Annotated in this window: 7 protein-coding genes; all 7 read left to right on the forward strand. The window is 53.7% G+C overall.

The genetic code is table 11. The annotated features are described in order from the left end of the window. The first annotated feature begins 3 nt into the window (after window positions 1–3). The 7 genes from AB1772_00585 (at window position 4) to AB1772_00615 (ending at window position 16,686) form a co-directional block, all read left to right on the forward strand. Window positions 4–1,335 carry a phosphotransferase gene (locus AB1772_00585; protein MEW5794830.1) on the forward strand — a complete coding sequence of 444 codons (1,332 nt, stop codon included), beginning with the start codon at window positions 4–6 and terminating at the stop codon, window positions 1,333–1,335. Next, window positions 1,332–3,128, forward strand: coding sequence for an alginate export family protein (locus AB1772_00590; protein ID MEW5794831.1), 1,797 nt, complete (start codon window positions 1,332–1,334; stop codon window positions 3,126–3,128). Before AB1772_00585 ends, AB1772_00590 begins: the two co-directional genes overlap by 4 nt. Beyond that, window positions 3,115–5,124, forward strand: a complete 2,010-nt coding sequence (locus AB1772_00595) for a T9SS type A sorting domain-containing protein (GenBank protein ID MEW5794832.1) — start codon at window positions 3,115–3,117, stop codon at window positions 5,122–5,124. Before AB1772_00590 ends, AB1772_00595 begins: the two co-directional genes overlap by 14 nt. 44 nt (window positions 5,125–5,168) lie before the next feature. Further along, entirely contained in the window at window positions 5,169–7,100 is a 1,932-nt protein-coding gene (locus AB1772_00600) for a carboxypeptidase-like regulatory domain-containing protein (protein MEW5794833.1), read from the forward strand. A 3,139-nt stretch (window positions 7,101–10,239) separates the two neighbouring features. Continuing rightward, window positions 10,240–13,005: a tubulin-like doman-containing protein gene (locus AB1772_00605; GenBank protein MEW5794834.1), complete on the forward strand. Its 2,766-nt coding sequence runs from the start codon at window positions 10,240–10,242 to the stop codon at window positions 13,003–13,005. Between the two features lie 4 nt (window positions 13,006–13,009). Beyond that, window positions 13,010–15,895, forward strand: a complete 2,886-nt coding sequence (locus AB1772_00610) for a hypothetical protein (protein ID MEW5794835.1) — start codon at window positions 13,010–13,012, stop codon at window positions 15,893–15,895. Window positions 15,896–16,179: 284 nt separating this feature from the next. Next, entirely contained in the window at window positions 16,180–16,686 is a 507-nt protein-coding gene (locus AB1772_00615) for a CvpA family protein (protein MEW5794836.1), read from the forward strand. The last annotated feature ends 132 nt before the right edge of the window (window positions 16,687–16,818 follow it).

A 16,818-nucleotide genomic window follows, 5' to 3' on the forward strand; every position in this document is an offset into this window, starting at 1 on the left:
AGGATGGACAGGAAATTCGCGCTGCTGGAGATCGCCACCGACCCGGTCCAGATGGCGCCGCGGCTGCAGGCCAGGCTATTCAACTCCTGGAACGGCCGGCCGCAAATACAGCACTTACACGTCTCCAGGGTGTTCCCGTCGGGCGACGGCAGTCTCTCAATACAGTATGTGGTCTATTTGCAGGAGCCGGCAACGTCAACTCCGCGCCGCATGATCTTCTGCGGCCAATGGTTCGGCATGGCCGACGGCCGGCCGACTTACCTCGCCGAGGAGCCAAACCGGGTGGTCTCGATCGACGATCTCGATCTCGCCGTGCCGATCTTCCCCTTCGATCCCGATCTGCGAATCGCTCCCCTGCTCGATGACGGCCGCGTGCTTCGCTCCCAGGCCAGTCTCTCCAATATCGAGACTGACTATCGCTGGTCCGAATTCGACCTGGAGACTTATGAAGTTCTCAGTTATCGCCTGCGGCGGCGGTGCGTGCTGCGTTTGAAAACTGGACCAAGTAGGTCCGGTTTAGATATGCTCGAAGTAATAGCCAAGATCTACCGACCCACCAAATTCCACAGGGTCCTGACCACATTGAACTGGCTGGAGACCAGGGGCTACGGCAGGGTCGCTGAAGACAGCCTGGCCTTTGCCACGGCAGTGGCAGTCGACCGCGAGCGCGGTTACCTCTTTTTGAAACCTTCCGTGGGCAAATCGGTTCATGATAGCATTGGAAACGGGTCGTTTGTGCCGGGATGTGCCGCCGCTGCCGGAATACTAAGCAAACTGCATAGCGAGAGCGGATCGGACCTTCCGCGGCACGACTGGAAGTCTGAAACCAAAAACCTATCGCCTACGATGGAACTGGCCGGGTCCATTTATCCGGAAATGAGTGAGCTGTTCAGATCAGCCTTCGACGCGCTTCAGTCACGAGCTGTCCTGGTAGAAGCCTCCCGCCCGACCGCAATTCACCGGGACTTCTACGACAAGCAGGTGCTCTTTGGCAAAGGAGCGCCGACTACGCTGCTTGATTTCGACAGCCTGGCTTCGGGAGATCGCGCCTGCGATGTCGGCAATTTTCTGGCCCATCTTGATCTGCGCGAGCTGCAGCATCCCGAAGCCGCCGCTGAAATACGGGCGGGCGAGTCAGCCTTCCTTGGAGCCTATGATAATACCGATGACGACATCGCACCGCGCGTCCGGTGGTGGCGGGCGGCGTCGCTCCTCAGATTGGGCGCAATCTATGCGCTTCGACCTCGCTGGCGCCATCTGGCGGCAACTCTCGCGGAAAAGTCGCGACAACTGATATCCATACGCGAACGAATGAAAGGGAAAGTGGTTCAATGAACAAAGTGTGGGCGTTGTGTGTGGTGATTTTAACGGTGCTGTCTCTGGCAGCAAAGGCTCGGGCTGCCGATCCCGAATACTTCAAGCTCGATCCCAAAACAGGGGACTCTTTCGAAATCGAGGGCTATTGGGATTCCTCCGGCTTCTTCGTGGCGATAGATATCGAGCGTCTGCCCGAACCCCGCCGCCCTAAACTGCGCGGGCCGATTCAATCGGTTAATTCCGCAACCCGTACCTTCGTGGTTTTCGGCCGGACGTTGAGCGTTGACGACAAAACCGAATTTCTCCAGGAAGAAGGCAAGAAATCCTCATTCGCCGATCTGAAAGCAGGCATCAAAGTCGAGATAAGCTGCAGCGTCAGTGACGACCGCACGTGGCACGCCCGTAAGATCAGAACCTTTGATGTCAAGGAAAGCAGCAAGATCAAGGGCACGGTCACAGCCGTCAGCATGGATCGTAATCCGCCCGATTCGATAGTCATCCACGATCTGGTCGTCCTCCTTACGACGGACACGGACGTCAACGACCCGAGCAGCAAAATTGAAGAGAAAGAATCGGAACTGTTTCAGGAGCTTTCCGGTAGCAGCGCCCTCGGCATGTCGGATGGTGTGATCGTTAACAAGAATGTCCACCTGTCAGCGGAATACCGGCAGGATCTGTTGTCGGAATCCGACTATGACCTCTCATCGACTTTTGACTCTGATGAAAGCAACACTCAGTTCGACTTCCGCGCCCGGGCGCTCGGTTTCTGGACGCCGCAGATCGGCACTCACGCCGAGTTCAGACTCCGCAAGAGGGTGCTCTTCATGCACGAGCATGACCGGTTCCCGGACTACGCCAAGGTTCAGGTTATCGAACTCTACGCCCTGTTGCGCAATTTCGTCGTCCCCGGCCTGGCCTTCAAGATCGGACGGCAGGAGTTTGATGACCGGCGTGAGTGGCTGTTCGACACGTACATGGACGCGGCACGAGTTTACTATTACGGCGTACCCGGAATTGTGGTGCAGGCGGCGTATATAGACCACATTCACCCGATCAGCACCAAATACGATACCTGGCGCGATGTTTATGCCAAGATCGATCTGGAAATCACCGACGTTAACGTGGTTTCAGCAGTCGTGATCAGCCGCACCGACAGCGATGAACTGCGCAACCGCGAACCAGTCTGGTGGGGTGGTCGCTACCATGGAGAGGTGTCATATCTGGAACCGTGGCTGGATGCCGCTGTCATAAAGGGCACGGACAAAGGGCGGGACCTCGATGCCTGGGCGGTTGATGCCGGTACGGTAGTCAGATTCCCCGTGCCCGATCTGGAACCCACTCTTACCATCTCCTATGCCGTCGGCAGCGGCGATGACAACAGGGGCGATGATATCGATCATCGCTTCCGTCAGACCGGATACGAAGACAACTTCGACAAGGCCGGCGGCGTGGTTGATTTCCCCTACTACGGAAGCGTACTCAACCCGGAGCTGTCTAATCTGAAGATAACCACCGTGGGCGCGGGGATACAACCGGTTAAAGGCGGTTCTATCGACGTAATCTATCACGTTTACTCACAGCATTTTGCTGATGATGACATGAAAGGCACCGATCTGGTGGCTCCGCCGGCCCTGCCTAACGGTGACTCGCCCGACTTGGGATCGGCGCTGGACATTATCCTCGGTTCGCCCAAGCTCTGGGATCATCTGCGTCTGTCCGCCGTGATCGGATTTCTTTATCCGGGGCCCGGCTTCGAACCACGGAATCAAACGGCCACGCAGTGGAAATTAAACGCGCGTGTTGGGTTCTAAGATCGTGCATAACTCGCGAGTACACTGTTCGCTCCTGAGTATGACTCTCAGCGCCTTATTGACGACCGCACTGGTCGCCCTGTCGTCCGGGAGCGCGCTCGCGGTGTGTGTCTCGGGTTTCGTGCGCGACAGCGGAGGCAACGGGATTCGCTCGGTCGATATCGATTTCTTTGATGTCCGTACCGGCGCTAAGTTGATTACCCCGAATGACAACACCGATGTACTCGGGTTTTACAATATCTGCGTGCTTCCCGGTGTCTACTACATGGCTTTCGATCCGCCGATCGGGACACGCTTCATGGGCAAGCAAGTATTCGGCATCGATCTATCCTCCAATCAGAGTATCGAGCTAAACGTCACCCTCGCAAGCGGACTGGTGGTATCCGGTACGGTCAGGGACGCCGGAGGCAATCCGATTTTTACGGATATTGACGCTGACAGCGTTGCCGGAGGGCGAGTTCATCTTTCGAATGATTTCTCGGATTCACTCACAGCGCAGTACTGGATCGTAGTCCCGGCCGGGCAGTACCGTTTCCGTTTCGATCCGCCGGTCGGTTCGAGAAGCCGCGGCCTGCAGTTGGATTCGGTGACTATCGACGCCGACACCACGATTGATCTGACACTTCCCGACGGGCTTATTCTATCGGGTCACGTTACCAGCCTCGCCGGTGGCATCCCAATCCCGCGTGTTTCGATAGATTTGCGTCATCTCGCCACCGGCTTGAAGATTTACCTGGCCAATGACAAGACTGACACCACTGGTTTCTACACGGTGGCCGCGCCGCCAGGACAGTACGAACTGCGGTTTTCGCCGCCGACCGGCACCCGTTTCATCGCCTTTCGAGACGATACGCTTACTTTCCAGGGCGACATGAGCTATGATGTCTCGCTCCGCGAGGGTGTACTCGTAACCGTGCAGGCGACTGATTCGAGCAGTCAGCCCGTAGGGGGAGTCGATATTGATTTTAAGTTAGTTTCCACCGGGGAGAAGATCTTCACGCCGGGCGATGTCACTAACGTCTCCGGAACGACCACGGTAGCGGTTGCCCCGGACACGTATGATATTGAACTCGATCCCCCGCTTGGATTGCCGGTCGGCCCGCTCGAAGTGAAGGGTGTGACCATCGACTCGGACACCACTCTTAGTTTCGTGCTACCGGATCAGCCGCGCATCCTGCTCTCAGGACGAGTGATTGATAGCGCCGGTAGCCCGCTTGCGGAAATAGAAATAAGCATCCGCTCGACATTGACCGGCGCCAAGGCAATCCTGTCCAACAACACGACAGCCTCCGACGGCGCTTTTGCAGTCGCGTCGCCGGTCGGCCTTCAGGACATCTACTTTGCCGCATCGCATAAGTCACACCTGGTGGGCAATCGCATCAGCGCCGTGAATCTCGGCGTCGATACCTCGCTCGGAGATATTACGCTCGAATCAGGCCACCTCGTGACAATCGAGGCGCGCGATCAGCATGGCCGGCCGTTCATTGGGCTTGATTACGACTTCCTGACAGCGAACACTCCAACTGAGATATTCACGCCCTGGGACAAGAGCGATAGCGACGGTGTCGCCTGGGTTTCGCTGCCTACCGGCGCGTTTGACTTGCGCACCACCTATCCCGGCGCCTGGGTGGACCGAATGGTGTGGGAGGATCTCAGCATCAATAGCGACACGTCGATCGTTCTGGCGCTATCGCGATCTGACGGATCGTTGATCGTACAGGATTTCTTCTTGTACCAGAACTATCCCAATCCGTTTATCGGTGAGACCATAGTGTCTTACATGATCCTGGTGCCGGGCAACGTTTCGGTTGAAATATATAATGTTTTGGGACAACTCGTAGTCACGCTTGCCGACCGTTACCATCCTGCCGGCGTGTACCACGTACCTTGGGGTGGACGCAACGGCAGTGGGGACCGGACCGCATCAGGCGTCTACTTTGTCAACCTGCGATTATCTACCCACTCGGAAACTAAGAAGCTTGTGTTGTTGAAATGAGAGAGTCCGTAGGGACGTTTTTGTAAGACTGAGGAGTTGAGAATATGGGAAGCCGTTCGCAAACTCGTACCTGCTTGCTGGTAATGACCGTCGTTTTATTAGCCGTGTCCGCCGCAAGCGCGCAGTTTTCAATTTCCGGGACAGTCCTTGACCATCTTGCCGCTCCCGTAGCAAACGTCGAGGTTTTTCTGTATGACGACCAGGGAAACCCTATCGGTATGACCCAGGTGCTTACCGACGGTGCTGGCTTTTATACGGTTTCGGACCTACCCGAAGCCACCTACGGCGTGGAGTTCGTACCGCCCGGCGGCAGCCAATTACTGCCCGTTATGTATACAGGTATAGTGGTCAATGGGAACGTCACGCTCGACGTAACGTTGCAGCTCGGTTATTCGATTTCAGGGACGGTTACCGATGGAAACGGCTTCGGGATACCTGATATTGATTTAAATGTCTACGAACAGGCCACTGGTTTCAAACTGAACACACCCGGTGACAATACTGATGCGACCGGAGCGTATGATATTTTAGTCCCCGCGGGTACCTTTCGTGTCCGTTGGCGGGCCGTCAATGGCGAACCCCTGGTACCAGTTGAAATGGAAAACGTCGTTATCTATACCAACACGGTGATTAATGTCACCATGCAGGCGGGGTTCTTCCTCTCCGGAACAGTACTGGGACCGTCGAGCCAGCCGGTCGTCGGCGCCGATATTGACATAGTCGATGCCGCCACCAACATCACCATGTTCACGCCGAGCGACAACACCGATGCCCTGGGCGGCTACCAGGTAATCATTCCGCCGGGCACGTACGACGTGATTGTCGAGCCGGTGGTCCTCGACAGGTTGTTGGCGGCGCAGGTGTCCGACGTAACCATCAATGCGGACACGACTCTGGATTTCAGTCTCTCGCCGGGATACTCGCTGTCCGGATATGTCAGGAACAGCGGAGGCACAGCGGTTCCGTCGGTTGACATCGATGTCAGCTTCGCGCCGTCCGGCCCCAAGATAATCACGCCGTCGGATATCACCGATGCCGCCGGTTTATACCAGATAATCGTCCCTGCCGGATTGCTGAACGTTGCCTTCACCCCGCCTCCAAGCTCGCACCTGGCGCCGGCGGCTCAGTACAATTATGCCGTCTCCGCCGACGCGGTGTTGGATATGGTCGTCCCGACCGGAGTGCTCGTCACCGGCACCGTGACCGACGGTTCGGCCCAGCCGGTGGCCGGAGTTGATATCGATGCGCGCGTGTCGTCGACCGGCACACCGGTACTGCTCGGCGGCGATCGCACCGATGCTGCCGGCCACTACCAGATAGTGGTGGTTCCCGGTGTATACGACTTGCAGGTCGAGCCGTTGATTTCGCAGAGGCTTGTCGCGGTCGAGCTGCGCGACGTATCCTTGATGTCCGATACACCGATCGCCACCACTCTCGAGGCCGGAGCGCTTGTCAGCGGCACAGTCACCGATGCGTTCGCACAGCCGCTGGCCGGTGTCGATGCTGCTGCGATCATAGCTTCGAGCGGTGATACCGTATTCACGCCGGCCGACAACACGAACCTTTTGGGGCAGTACGGAATGGTAGTTCCGTTGACCACGTTGAACCTCGAGTTTTACCCGCCGATTGGTTCCGGGATTACCGATACCGCTCGCTATCCAGGTGTGGTTGTAACATCCGACAGGACTTTCAACGCCTCCTTTGCCGGGGGATTCGATTGCTGCCAGGTTCGAGTGGGCGACGCGAATCAATCGGGCGAAGACGAGCCGACTATCGGCGACGTGACGGTCATGATCGACGCCAAATTCATAACCGGAAGCTGCACGGGGGTTCTTCCCTGCCTGCCGGAGGCCGACATCAATCTGTCTGCAGTCTCCCAGCCGACCTGTGAGGATATCTCGATTGGTGATATCACGATTCTGATCGACTATCTATTCATAACCGGCCCGGCCCTGGGCCTGCCCAGTTGCCCATGACCCGGTTTCGTCACTGCTTGGCGACAGGCACGTTCCCGCCACCGGGTCCCACACATCAGAGATGAGCTAAGGAGCCCAATCCCTGATCGTCTTCGAGGGGGTCAGTACGAATCCGAGTCCGATTTGGCAGTCAGGCGACGCGGGGCCACGAACCCCACAGTTTGGCGCTCCCCGGTCAACTGTACCTAAGAACAATAGCGGTGCAGGGATGTGTGACATTAAGGAAATCTCAGTCGAGTTTAGCTTGACAATCGAGATGCCTAGGCGAAACGGCCGCAATTCTGAATAAGAACTCGATCCGCGTCCAATTGAGTCCTTTCGTGTAAAGCCATAATGGCCTTGCTTTCAGTTACTTACATACACATATACCTGAAAAACTCCGAACTACAAAGCACCAACTATACCTGACATCCCCCAACCCACACACTCAAAGGGAAATTCTATGCACGAAAATTGTGCTATATGTCGCTTACAGGTGATGAGGCACGCGCTTCCCATTAGTCTATGCGGCGAGCTTAAGATTGTCGCAAGACTTAAGCGGGCAATTTGCGTTTCGGAACAAGAAGTTTCTGGACATGGTAGATGAGCTGGGACCCTCTGTTGCGGACCGGCCACCACTGAAATCGGGAGGCTCTCCTTCAAAGCTGTGATGCCATCGATTGCAATGTGTTACGCTTCGCGTTCTAGCGGTGTCGCACGGGGCGTTCTAACGGGCGGGTGTTGGTTGGTTGGGGCAACCGACATGTGTGATCGGCGGCTGGTCGTTATCGGCAAAGTCTCACCCAGATACCAAAGCCCTTTTTCTGACCTATCCGGTCTACCGAGACCAAACACGACACTTTGGCCAGATGAGTCACACAGCAACCTGCGGAGGACCGGTACGCTCGAACGGACGACCTTATTCGGAGATACCGTGTCTTTAGTATCTCAGTGTGATCTGAGATTGTAACCCAAATGCTCCGCGATTACACAGATAAATCTAACCGCATGTTACACTTTGCGTTATCCCGTCATTCACACGTCAGCGGATGCTCTATGAGATCTTTGTTATACTGCCGCAGTCTGGGGGGATTTTACGGCCATAGCCGGGAGACACTGTCGCCGAAAAAAGCGCTTGCCAGCGTGGATGACCGTGTTTATTTTAATTGTAATTCATTTCAAGATCGAACCGAGTCAGCACAGTGTCAATACGATCTGAGGCACTCAAGAGCAAGGAATAAAAGCGTGAAACTGTATGTTCATTCGCGAATATGGACAACCTTGGTCGTTGCAACGCTTGCGTTCGGACAAGGTTCGCCAAGATATATCCAGCACTATGTTTTCATACTTGACACATCAGGATCAATGAGTGAACTGCTTCCGGGGACACACATGTCAATATTTGACACTGTGACGAAGATGATAGGCACCTATATAGACGATCTGGTGATCAGCGACGTTCCAGGACTTCCGACGCATGTTTTCGTATATACATTTGACAGGGGCATTCAGAGTCGCTTCAATACTACACTTACCTCTGACTCCGAGAGGTCCAGCTTGTCCAGTATGTTGTCGGAGTTTCAACCTACCGGTGGGCGCACCTTCATATACTCCTCTTTTAGACAAGCGTCCGAGGAGGTAATGGAGACACTTCGCAGCCTGCCCGCGAGTCCTCCCTTTGAACACGTAGTCACTTACTATCTCTTCACCGACGGTAGAGACAACAGTGAGCCTCGCGTAAGCTTTGACGACGTCCTGAGGGAATTCGATCTGCAACGAAATCCGCAGGACTTCTTGTTTTACTGCAAGGTTGGCATTCCTTTCGATAGTAATGAACAGGCCGCCTTTGCTAATTGGCCCAGGATAGTTGGCCCTACAGATTCCCTTGAGCCCATTTGGTCCGTTGAGGTGAGGCCGTCAGTGTTGGACCTCGGCAATCTTTGGGGGGCTTCTTCTACCGAGAGACAGATTCTCCTTCAGCGAACGCCTCCAAATGGCGGCCAGCATGATACTCTGGTATTGGATCTTGTCGTCCCGGAATTGGACAGTGGGTGGGGAGTTCTATCCGATGTAGCTCCGCGACGAATTCCGGTAAGTGGGCATGTGAATTTGTCGTTCACGTTTTCAAACTTCCCGAGTGATGCAACCCACCTGGTGAGGCTCCAGGACTGGACCGGTAACCTCAATTTATCTACGACGTCTCGCTGGGGTCGCATTCTTCCAAAGAATGTACCAGTTAGATTCACGTACTCCCCTCCGTGTAGTCTTCTCGTGTTTCCTATTGAGAAGGATCTGGTGTTCACGAGCGCGCCAGAACTTTGGTGGGAGGAGCAGGCACCCGAGACTGCAGGAATGAGGTTTGCGCTAGTGCCCAGTATTCCGTTCGGAGCAGCACAGCTTGGTGTCCATGTTCGCCTTCTACCTCGCGATTCGCGCCAATCTACATCGAAAGAGTGGCAATACGTCCAATCCCACGCCAGCATAAATGGACAGCCTGGCATAGAGGCAATTCTTGAGCCGATGCCCGATACGATTAGCATTGAGATATCGCCAGCTCCTGCGGACGGATCTGGGATCGATCTCGAGACTTCACTGTCAATCACATGTACTCGGGCGACTTTAGTATGGCGGGGTGAAGACATTTCGTCCGCTAGCGATAGCGTAATCGTCATTTCTACCCGTGTGGATCTGCCGGAGCGGCCAGATCCCCCTCTCTTGCGGGTGATCAAACTCGCCGCGATAGCTTTCGGATCCTTAGTTCTCCTGTTCTTGCTGTTCTGCTTTCTGATACTCAAGCGGTCCCCGCTCGATGTTTTGAGGAGTTGGTTGAGTCGCCCGGGATTGCACGGGACACTCGCTCCAACGTCTAGTACAGGTGGGGCCCTGCCCATCGATCTTAACGGCAGGCGACGATTGCGAGTAGGACTTGGCAGGGACGCGCTTACGGATTATGATGGAGATGCGGTCTTTACAAACCGCGGTGGTCACGTGTGCGTTACTGTTGTCTCGGGTGTAGCGAGCAAGTACGACCCTGCTGCCAAGATCGATCTACCACTACTAGATGATCAGTTGAGGGATGGAGATATCATTAGTTTCGGCCAGCACAGAGTCATTTATAAAACCGACAGAACAGATTACATGAATTGACGCGGAGGCCGTTATGTCTTATCAGCTGCGACGCTCGGTAATAATAGGTCTCGGAGGCACGGGACTAGACACGGTTCTAAACATCAAACACAAATTCTGGCAGGTTTACGGTCAAGGGAGGCTGACGACAGACGGCTTTGCAAGACTGCCCGATGGACTACTTAGAGGTATCCGTTTCGTCGTGTTTGATACGGCAGATCCCAAGCCTTTGCTGACAGAGTCAGGAGCCCGTATAGGCTTGGATCCATCCGAATTCATACATCTTTCAGTCATGGACCCAACTATTCTGCTTAGGCAGAATCGCGAGATACGCGACTGGTATCCCGAAAAGGTGCCAGCGCGAGCTATTTTCGCGGGTGCGGGCCAAATACGGGCGCTGGGCCGCCTAGCGCTCTTTGCCAATTGTGACAGAGTGTACCGAGCGATTCAATCGGTGTTTCAAGACGTGCGGGACTTTAAGGTAACGCAAAAAGAGGAGACGGATTTTGATTACCCGTTTCGCGACGTAGTGGTTTATATCGTCGGTTCTATGGCGGGCGGCACCGGTGGCGGGACGTTTCTTGACATGGGCTTTCTTTGTCGCCGATTTCTCGGGCAACAGGACACTTCAGTCGCTATGCTGCTTCAACCAGATGTTTTCACATCGCTACCTGGCTCAGATAATGTCGAACCAAATGCCTATGGTGCGTTACGGGAACTCGATTACTACATGGAAGCAAAGAGCCCTTTTCAAACCTATCTTTTCAACGACGAAAGAATCGAATGCAGGCCACCATTTGATATCATTAATCTCATCAACAACCGGAATCTCGCCGGAGACGTGTTCCAGGATGTTGAATATATGACAGAGGTAATAGGCACATCTATTTTCGCAGCAGTTGGAACCGCAGGTCAAAAGCAGTCGCTGATCTGGGATAACCTAAAGCACCAGATAACGGCTCAGGGTTACTGGGATGGCAAGAAACCTCAGTACTCAAGTTTTGGTATCGCTGAACTCGTATACGATGGCAGCCGCTATGCCCAAATGGCGGCCCTTGAAGTTGCAATAGATGTGGTTTCTAAGGCGTTTTTGACAGCTCACTCGAATGAACTCCTTGGCGAAGTTGAGAGTTTTATGGATACGGCTCGCATCCGAGAGGAAGATGCCGACCAGGTTATCGATGATCTGATGCTTGTTACAGGGCTGCCGCGTTTTGGTATTCCCAACGATATTAGTCGCAGCGCCATCACCGAAGCACATCAAAGGCGACCACAGTTTGTTGATGGCGCAAGGGCAACTATCAAACAGCAGCTACTAGAGAATCTCGAGCTCATTCGGATATCCCGCTCTAAAGCCCTTGACGACCAAGTTGGTGCGACTATTCGCACACCGGGAGGGGCTAATCGAGCAATCCAGTTTCTTACACTGCTTCTTACTCGTCTCGAGCATGGCCGCGAACTTATGTTGGCGGAGGCAAATCAGTACAAGGTGCAACTTGATGCTGCAGAGGCTAATGCTACTCGCCTTGAACAAGCTGGCAAGAAGCTAACCACTGGTTTTTTGCCGCCGTCCCGCGCTAGTCTTGAGTCCCATCTGCGTCTTTACGCTCAGGCTTCTGATCAAATCGTGTTACTGCACGCGCAGCGCGAACGACGTATAGACGCTACAGAATTCTTCGGCTATTTCACTGGTGTAGTCAGACAGTGGTCAGAATCTTTGACTCAGTTTGTGAAGTCAATGTCTGCCGTTCAGCAGCGGCTTGGAGAGCAATTAGGTAAGCTCCGAATGTACGCACGCCGCCTCCGCCCGTTCACCCTCGAGGTTCAAGCCCCCTCGACCCGCCTGGAGGACATTCGCATACGCCCTGAAGAATTCCTAAGATGGTTGGAGGAGTCCAAACCCAAGGGCTTGGTCTCTCTCATCGACAGCTCGATAGAACAAATGCAGGACTGTGTGCTGCAATTCGCGCTCGAATTGCCGAAGGTGACACAATTGCGGCAACGCTCAGTAGAAGACGTCCTATTAGCGTTGCCGGAGGTTGATCGCTGGCAGTACATCGTTAAGTTGTATCATATGGCAGTGCCACTTTGGAACTATGAGCACGGGTTTGTCACAGGCGGCAAGCGCAAGACGGTAAACGTTCTTCTCTTTGGCGTCGGTAATTCTCGGGCCACTTTTCTTACGGCGGATGAGCTGAAAAATCGGCTGCCCGCTGAAGCAACGAACTATACCCCTGACGTGGTGGACACCGGTGATAATCGTCGAATCTTGTGCGTGAATACGCATGCGGCCCTGCCAGCATATGCGATACTTTTTGTAAAAGACCGCTACAGAGAACCGTTCTTTGACGAAAACCGACCATTTACCTATCATATTCATAAGGCTTGGGATTCGGAGATCCCTGACTTGATTCCACCGACTGAAACGGAGGAGGATCACCTGATTTGGACGCTGGCTGTCTCTGATCCCTTTGGCATGATCAAACAGGTCGGCAATTTCTATGAGGTACGAACCGAGAAGAGAGGGGAGAGAGTGCGTGATTTCTGGTTGCGCCTTGACAACGGGAGGAGCCAGTCAGCACGCAAGTTTCTACAGGACGTCGAGGTGCTTAACGAAATTCGCGACAAGATAGACCAGGTTCTCCGCAACGAGGGAAATGAGCGGATTCGAGAGAAGCTTCTCACCTATAGGAGCAAGTTGATGAGCTCGCTCAAGGGAGCTACGTCGGATACGCGAGATCAAAAGGAGAAGGAGCTGCGAGACCTTGACGCGTATACAACACAACTCAAGGAAATCTAATATAATGCAGGGAGCCGCTTCAATCGTCACACCGATGGCATTAATCGCACTTGGTGATAGTCTGTCTAACAGCCTTCAGTACGTCAAGAACTACCTGTTCTCGAATGCTTACGCACTTGCCGCCAACTCGATTTTTCTAATAGTAGATGACGAAGGTCATCTGTGCGTTGTTAATGGGACTCGTTTATTACTTGACAAGTTTGAAGATGGTGCCGGCGATGCACCGACCAAAACTACCAAGCCTGGTTGCTGGCAGGACAACTTTCGTTTGTTCTGTTCTCGTGCATTCGCCTGGTCTGAGGCTCTCGAGGCGGCTGAAAAGGACCTCGTTCGAAGACGCCAAGGTGAGCCGTCATCATTATCGGGAATTGTTGCGCCGAAAAGAGACCTCTGGTTACTGGCCACAACCTATGACCCGATTGGCTCAGCTGCGATCATTCCTGCACTACAGGCTCACGTTCACACGCAGACTGTGTTTCTCGGCAGAAGTAGGGCTTCCTGCAATCTTGTTCTCTTCGCCCCCAAAACTGTCTCGGACCTTCGTGGACGAGATGCGTATTGTCGCACTCGTAGCCTATTTGACGAACTTGACGACTTAGAAGGTATATGTTCCAGGGTCGGGCTTCGCAATCTCATTCATGACTCACCGTCACAAGTGTCGATCTGGATCGTTTCCGATAGGGATGACCAAGATCGTGTAGTTGCGGCCCCTGAGGCGCTGTACTCACAGCTGGCTTCGATCATAGAGCTGCAGCAACTGGGACTACTTCCAGCTGATGACAGCCGCAGACTTGGTCGACAAATGGCGTCCGCCGACACATCGAAGCGCCTATATAACCTATTTGGAGTGCGGCGACTGTCATTTCCTGCGGCTGATGCCATCTCACGGGCGCTCGACAAGGCTACTTCTGAGGCGATCTCAACGGTTTGGCTTTCACCTGCGTCTGAACCACATCCGCGTCAAATCGCTGAGGAGGTGGCTAGCTTTCTGTATCTCCACGAATTCCACAAACTTCAGGACCACCTTCAGCTATCCGGAACCCCAGATCAAATAGGACCTGCGTTCGAGTACTCTGAAAAAGCCACGCTGACTTTGTCGGCGGATGAGCATCTGGCCAGACTCAAATCTGAATATGAAGAGTACAAGAATCTGAATGTGCCACTAGTTAACGCCCGAGTTTACGAATTGCGGCAGATGTTACTAGTGAAGTACCGGGCTATAGTCGACTCCAAAATCCGAGAAATGATCGACTCCCGTGCCCGCGGGGTGCGAGCCGCCCGCGCTTTCCTTCGTGCCCTAGTTGGTCGCTCTCGGCAGTTTGCTGGAACGGCTGCTTTAGAAACTCCTCTTGATTTGTGGAAAATCCGAGATGATATAAGGGCCCGCCAATTTCAGTTCTTCCGCCTCGCCGATCGCCGCGATTCTATTCAGCGCATGGCTCGTGACCTACTCGAGCTCCAAGCCCAAGAGTCACTGCTCTGCGGCGAAATCAGCGAACTAGACGATAACGGGATTCCGCCCCTTGAGCGTGAAATCAAGAGAGAGGCAAAGACGCAAAGATTGAGTGAACTAAGATCGAGGATAAGATCTCTAGAGGAGGCGATACGAACTGAATGTCTTGATCAGGAACAAAGCGAAGCGCACTTAGACGACGTAACCTGGCGGCGTGACTTTCTTTCCAAGAGGAGGCAAGAGCGCTGGGACAATGTCATCGGCCCTACGTTTGAAGAGTTGCGCCGCCTTGATCCCATGCTGAGCGATTTACGGTCACAGCAGCGGACCGTTCAGTCAATAAAGGAAAAACGCGCACGAAGAGACTTCGTACTTTTGCCACTGCTGGTTTCGATCGGTGCTATTGCTGCGTCACTTCTGCTCATGCTGTTTTGGATAGACGCCTGGGGATTGCTGCGCGGCGTGTCTGTGTATTTGATTGCGTTATCGTTGGTAGCTGTGGTTACAAATGGATTGGTCCACCAGTTTTTCAAGTTGAGGCCGCGACTAAAGACACTTCGGAGGCAGGTCGAGACCTTTGAAAACAGATACTCGACGAATCTCTTCAAGGCAACTCAGGAAGTCCAGAGCGAGTTTCAGGAGCTGTTCGACGAGTTCTGCATGGAGGAGACCTATAGGCTGTTACTCGACATATTAGTATCTGAAAAGCGAAATCTGGCGTACGTCGCGGTCATTGAAGAGCGGCTGAATAGCGAAGCCCACGAACTCATGAAGAGCTGGGATGCGTTTCTTGGCACTCTGAAGTGTCGAGACGGGAATGTAGCTCATAGCTCGTACTTGAACAAGCTCTACGACGCTAAAGCATCGGAACTCGAGGCTATCAAACATCGCTTTAGCCCAACGGACTCAGAGAACCCAGACGATATCGTAACCAGCAACGTGTTCTTCCAATCTGAGGGCGGAACTCCTGCAGCTGCCGAGAACGCTGCCAATCGCCTAATTGCGGAAGTGCGAAGTCGATTCAAATCAGTATTCGCGTCCTGGGGAAGAACATCCATTGAGGAATGGCTGTCACATTGCCCACATGCGGACGATGATGACAAAGTTGAATTACAGAAAGCAGTTGATACGTTTACGCGGTCCAGGGCCACCGTCCAAGCTCAATTCGTCGAAGAGCCGAACCCGAAGTATATTGATGAGGCATTTGTGGTTACACATAACACGCAGTGGGACAGACTCGGAGACATAACTGCAGCGATGGTACCAAACAGGAGAACACCAGCTATCCCACACACGCAGCCGAACGAGATCCTCTTTGTAAGAAGGATCTTAAACCTGCAGGCGAGCGAGACGAAGGAATTTCGCACAGCCGATCTTTTGGTGCAGCAGGCGTCGCATCCTGGCACCGACCGCAAGAAAGGGTTTAGCGCAATTTAGAAGTGTGCTAAGTAGGTCTTGCAGCCCTTGCAGTGCAACATATAATGGATTGACCCAAGCTGCGGAATTGTGGCTTGTCGGCGCCGTTATTCGTTTGTTGCATCGTACCTTCCCAGAGGCCCGGATGATGAATAGGTCCCGCCTACGAATAGAGGCTACAGTCGACAGAAGCGGCGCTTTTCCTTGGCCAGACGGAAGGGCTGAGGGCACTGCGGTTAAGGGCGGTATGACGGCAGTAAATTAGGCAGTTTGAGACTTCATGTAAACGCAATGCGAGAATAGAAATGGAGTTGTATTTTCTCGACGCATGCCTTCTACTGCTCCTAGTTTTGGCCTTCTATAAAGGTGCGAAAGGTGGACTGCTCAATCGTGGCATATGGCTAGCTTCTCTTATCGCTGCTTATGTGGCAGCCTCGAAGCTCTGTTTTCATGTTACAAAGCTCGTGGACGTCATAATCTATAACGAGCGTCTCACGCTTGCTCTCTGGTTCGCGGCCTTATTTCTCCTTACAGTATCGGCTACTCGACGTTTGGGCAAATGGCTGACGAGAGCTATTAACTTCACACCGATCGGTTGGCTCAATACTCTGCTAGGCGGACTGCTGAACAGCCTGCTTTACGTCGCTGCGCTGACCGTCGTCGTGCATATGGGACTGATCATAATCCCCGGACTCGATAAGTACCTTGAGAAGACGCTCATTCTTGGACAGCTCGTCAGGATAGAGAAGCACATCATGCATAGCCGTTTGGCGATGACTGTGTTCAATGCAGCTGGAGATATCGGCAATTGACAACTTAGGGGAGCGAGGATTCGTCTTCTGCGCGTGCTGCACTCACTTGGTATTACGCACACACACCGAAAAGACGCCAAATAACGTATCATCACATGGATGCGAATCTCCCGACCCGCACACTCAAAAGAG

It is taken from the genome of Candidatus Zixiibacteriota bacterium, from assembly GCA_040752815.1.
Lineage (GTDB): Bacteria > Zixibacteria > MSB-5A5 > GN15 > FEB-12 > JAGGTI01.